Origin of the sequence: uncultured Amnibacterium sp. (genome assembly GCF_964244015.1) — a bacterium.
GTDB lineage: Bacteria > Actinomycetota > Actinomycetes > Actinomycetales > Microbacteriaceae > Amnibacterium.
Genome location: NZ_CAXTHO010000166.1, coordinates 1 through 4,666, shown reverse-complemented (window position 1 = coordinate 4,666; position 4,666 = coordinate 1). Strand labels below are relative to the sequence as shown.

Here is a 4,666-nt window from a genome sequence, read left to right as displayed (position 1 = left end):
AGCCCCGCGACTTCCTCGTCGCCGCGACGCCGGGGGCGGGCAAGACAACGTTCGCGCTCCGCCTCGCGAAGGAGCTGCTCGCCCGCGGCACCATCGACCACGTCACCGTCGTCGCACCGACGGATCACCTGAAGCGGCAGTGGGCCGAGGCCGCGGAGCGCGTCGCGATCCATCTGAACCCGGCGTTCAAGAACGCGGACGGGTGGCTCGGCAAGCACTGGCACGGCGCCGCGCTGTCATATGCGCAGATCGGCATGGAGCCGAAGCTGCACAGACGGCTGACCGAGTCGGGGCGGACGCTCGTCATCCTCGACGAGGTCCACCACGGCGGCGACGCGCTGTCCTGGGGTGACGGGATGCGGGAGGCGTTCGCGAACGCGACCAGGCGGCTCTCCCTCTCCGGCACCCCGTTCCGCAGCGACACCGCGCAGATCCCGTTCGTGGAGTACGCGCCCGACGAGCACGGCATCCGCACGTCGGTCACCGACTACGCGTACGGCTACCGGCGGGCGCTGGAGGACGGCGTCGTCCGTCCGGTGCTGTTCATGGTCTACTCCGGCGCCATGCACTGGCGCACGAGCGCGGGCGAGGAGATGAGCGCCCGACTCGGCGAGGCCACGACCAAGGACATCACCGCGCAGGCGTGGCGCACCGCGCTCGCGCCGGACGGCGACTGGATCCCCGCGGTGCTGCGCGCCGCGGACCAGCGGCTCACGGAGGTTCGGCGGCACGTCCCGGACGCCGGCGGGCTGGTGATCGCGACGAACAAGACCGTCGCCCGCGCCTACGCCGCGCAGCTGAAGGCCCTCACCGGGCAGGCGGTCGCGATCGTGCTCTCCGACGAGAAGGAGGCGAGCGACCGGATCGCCGCGTTCTCCGCGGGCACGGACCGCTGGCTCGTCGCCGTGCGGATGGTGTCGGAGGGCGTCGACGTGCCGCGGCTGTCGGTCGGCGTCTACGCGACGAACGCCTCGACGCCGCTGTTCTTCGCCCAGGCGATCGGCCGGTTCGTGCGGGCGAGGAGACGCGGCGAGAGCGCCTCCGTCTTCCTCCCGAACGTGCCGATCCTGCTGAAGCTCGCCGAGCAGCTCGAGCTCGAGCGGGACCACGCCCTCGACCGCGCGACCGAGGACGACGCGCAGGGCGGTCTCGACGACGGCGCGCTCGACGCGGCGAACCGGCTCGAGAAGGCGTCGGAGTCGCTCGCGCTCGACGGCTCGTTCCAGGCGCTCGGCAGCGACGCGAACTTCGACCGCGTGCTGTACGACGGCGGCGAGTTCGGCTTCGAGGCCGAGGTCGGCAGCGAGGAGGAGCTGGACTTCCTCGGCCTGCCCGGGCTGCTCGAGCCCGACCAGGTCCGCAATCTGCTGCAGCACCGCCAGGCCAAGCAGCAGGGGAGGGGGAAGAAGGCCACGCCGCCCGCGCAGCCGTCCCCCGTGGTCCCGATGCATCGGCGCCTGAAGGACCAGCGGCAGCGCCTCCAGGACCTCGTCGGTCTGTGGTCGCGCCGCACGAACACGCCGCACGGCGCGATCCACGCCGAGCTGCGGCGGCTCTGCGGCGGCCCGGCCGTCGCGCAGGCGACGGAGGACGAGCTGCAGAAGCGGATCGACCTGCTGCGCAAGCGGGTGCAGGGCTGATCAGGCGCATCTAGGCTCGATCCGACGAGACCCTCGTCGTCGATCTGGAGGACGCGTGACCGACACCACGGGCCGGTCCCGCGAGCAGATCCGGCGGTGGCGCGCCTACCTCGCCGACGAGCGCGCCGAGGCGAGGGTCTACCGCGACCTCGCGTCGCGGCGCACCGGTGCCGACCGCGAGATCCTGCTCGAACTCGCGGAGGCGGAGGGTCGCCACGAGCAGCACTGGCTCGTCCTGCTCGGCGAGTCGGGCGAGCGGCCGACGACGACGAGCCTGCGCACCCGCCTGTTCGGCCTGCTGGCCCGCCGATTCGGGTTCGTCTTCGTGCTCGCGCTCCTGCAGCGCGCCGAGGGCCGTTCGCCCTACCAGGACGACCGCGACGCGACACCGCAGATGGCCGCCGACGAGCGCATCCACGAGGAGGTCGTGCGGGCGCTCGCGATGCGGGGCCGGCTGCGGATCTCGGGCACCTTCCGCGCGGCGGTGTTCGGCGCCAACGACGGGCTCGTCAGCAACCTCGCGCTCGTGCTCGGGGTCGGCGCGGCGGGCGCGGATGCCGCCCTGGTGCTCGTGACCGGTATCGCGGGGCTGCTCGCCGGCGCGCTGTCGATGGGCGCGGGCGAGTACGTCTCGGTCTCCTCCCAGCGGGAGCTGCTCGCCGCCTCCACCCCGTCGCTCCAGTCGGCGGACGCGCTGACCAGGATCGACTTCGACGAGAACGAGGTCGCGCTCGTGTTCCGCGCCCGCGGGATGACGGAGGAGGAGGCGGAGAAGGCGGCGGCGGAGGTGCTCCGCGAGCGGGAGGCGCCGCAGCTGCCCGCCGACGACGTCGACGTGGAGACCGTCGGCACCCCGCTCGGCGTCGCGCTGTCGAGCTTCGCGTTCTTCGCCTCCGGCGCCCTGGTGCCGATCCTGCCGTACCTGTTCGGCCTGTCCGGGCTGCTCGCCGTCGCGGTCGCCGCTGGCCTGGTCGGCATCGCGCTGCTCGCCTCCGGTGCGCTGGTGGGGCTGCTCTCGGGTGCGCCGATGCTGCTGCGCGCGCTCCGCCAGCTGCTCATCGGCTACGGCGCCGCGGCGGTCACCTACCTGCTCGGTCTGCTGTTCAACGCCGCGGGCATCTGAGCTTCAGGAGACGGGCGCAAGCTGGTCCTCATGACCACCACGACGACCGATCTGCCGGGCGGCGCGTTCCGCATCGCCGATCTCACCTTCTCGCGCATCGGCTTCGGCGCGATGCAGCTGCCGGGCACGGGCGTCTTCGGGCCGCCGAAGGACCACGACGCGGCGATCGCCGTGCTGCGGACCGCGGTCGAATCGGGTGTGCGCCACATCGACACGGCCGACTTCTACGGGCCGCACGTCTCGAACGAGCTGATCCGGGAGGCGCTCGCGCCGTACCCGGACGACCTCGTGATCGTGACGAAGGTCGGGTCGCGGCGCGACGACCGCAAGCGCTGGATCCCGAGCCGCGAGCCCGAGGACCTGCAGGCGCAGGTGCGGGAGAACCTCCAGACGCTCGGCGTCGACGTGCTCGACGTGGTGAACGTGCGGATGGGCGGCGAGCACTCACCGGTCGCCGGGTCGATCGCGCCGCAGGTGGAGGCGGTCGCCGAGCTGCAGCAGCAGGGGCTGATCCGGCACGTCGGCGTCAGCACCGTCGACGCGCAGCAGATCGCGGAGGCGCGGACGATCACCCCGATCGTCACGGTGCAGAACTTCTACAACCTCGCGCACCGGCAGGACGACGACCTGATCGCCTCCCTCCGCGAGGAGGGCATCGCGTACGTGCCGTACTTCCCGCTCGGCGGCTTCAGCCCCCTCCAGTCCGACGTGCTCGACGCGGTCGCCTCGCGGCTCGGCGTCACCCCGATGCAGGTCGCGCAGGCGTGGCTGCTGCAGCGCTCGCCGAACCTGCTGCTGATCCCCGGTACGTCGTCGGTCGCGCACCTGCGGGAGAACCTCGCGGCCGCTGACGTCGAGCTGCCAGCGGACGCGATCGCCGAGCTCGACGCCATCGCCGGCTGACCCGAAAGCGTCACCGGACGAAGGATCTCGGTCTGGTCGTCCAGATCCGCGCCGAAGACGTGACGGGCGCCGTCCGGCGTGAAGTCTCACCGGAAGTCGCGGCTCGTGTGCTTCGCGCCGATGGGGAGGCGCTCGAAGCGGTCGGCGACGATGTTGACGACACCCTCGGGGGAACGCTCCAGGATGCCGCGAACGATCATCGCCGGCGCCTCGCGGGCGACCCGGCGGTAGCGCTGCCACACCCCGACCGAGGCGATCACGTTGATCATCCCGGTCTCGTCCTCGATGTTCAGGAACGTGATGCCGGAGGCGGTCGCCGGCCGCTGCCGGTGCGTGACGACCCCGCCGATCTCGACCCGGCGCCCCGATTCCGCCCGCTTCAGCGCATCGCCGGTCAGCACACCGCGCTGCGCGAGCTCCGCGCGCACGTGCGCGACGGGATGGTCGTCGACCGAGATCCCGGTCGCCCACAAGTCGGCGGCGACCCGGTCCATCCCCGAGGTCTCCGGCAGCAGCGGCGGCTGCACGAGGATCGAGGTGTGCGGCAGGGTGTCCGGCCGCTCCTCCGCAGCGGATCCCGCCGCCCAGAGCGCCTCCCTGACCGTCATGCCGAAGCCCTCGAACACGCCCGCGGTCGCGAGCGCCTCGAGCTGCTGCGTGGTCATCCCGATCCTGCGGGCGAGGTCCGGCACGTCCCGGTACGCGCCGTGCGAGGTCCGCTCGGCGACGATCCGCTCGGCGAGCTTCGCGCCGATCCCGGTGACCCCGCCGAGGCCGAGCCGCACGGCGAGCCCGCCGTCGCGCCGGTGCGCCGCGTCGTGGGCGGGCGCGGTGGGATCGAACTCCGCGGAGACCGGCGGCTGCTCGGGGTCGAGGCAGGCGTCGCGTCCGCCCGGGGCGGGGCGGTCGATCCCCTCCATCCCCGCGTCCGTCCCGGACAGGTTGATGTCCGGCCGCCGCACGACGACCCCGTGCCGGCGGGCGTCGGCGGTGAGGGAGG

Annotated in this window: 3 protein-coding genes and 1 pseudogene (1 of these 4 cut by a window edge); 3 read left to right on the top strand and 1 reads right to left on the bottom strand. The window is 73.0% G+C overall.

Annotated features, from left to right (window positions below; translation table 11 throughout):
- From ACFE67_RS13970 to ACFE67_RS13960, 3 genes and pseudogenes are all read left to right on the top strand, one after another.
- Window positions 1–1,640 (top strand): annotated as a pseudogene (locus ACFE67_RS13970) (DEAD/DEAH box helicase); it begins 187 nt to the left of the window's first position.
- A 55-nt stretch (window positions 1,641–1,695) separates the two neighbouring features.
- The gene (locus ACFE67_RS13965) at window positions 1,696–2,763 is read left to right on the top strand and encodes a VIT1/CCC1 family protein (protein WP_375407483.1); all 1,068 of its coding nucleotides are present in this window, start codon (window positions 1,696–1,698) and stop codon (window positions 2,761–2,763) included.
- A 30-nt stretch (window positions 2,764–2,793) separates the two neighbouring features.
- Window positions 2,794–3,666, top strand: coding sequence for an oxidoreductase (locus tag ACFE67_RS13960; protein WP_375407482.1), 873 nt, complete (start codon window positions 2,794–2,796; stop codon window positions 3,664–3,666).
- 86 nt (window positions 3,667–3,752) lie between these two features.
- On the opposite strand, the gene ACFE67_RS13955 is transcribed toward ACFE67_RS13960, so the two are convergent.
- Window positions 3,753–4,666 (bottom strand): OB-fold nucleic acid binding domain-containing protein (locus ACFE67_RS13955; RefSeq protein WP_375407481.1); only part of this gene is annotated, 914 nt, incomplete at its 5' end.

Excerpts from the sequence above, each read along its gene's own strand:
- ACFE67_RS13960 (WP_375407482.1), top strand. The coding sequence starts at position 2,794 with ATGACCACCACGACGACCGATCTGCCGGGCGGCGCGTTCCGCATCGCC.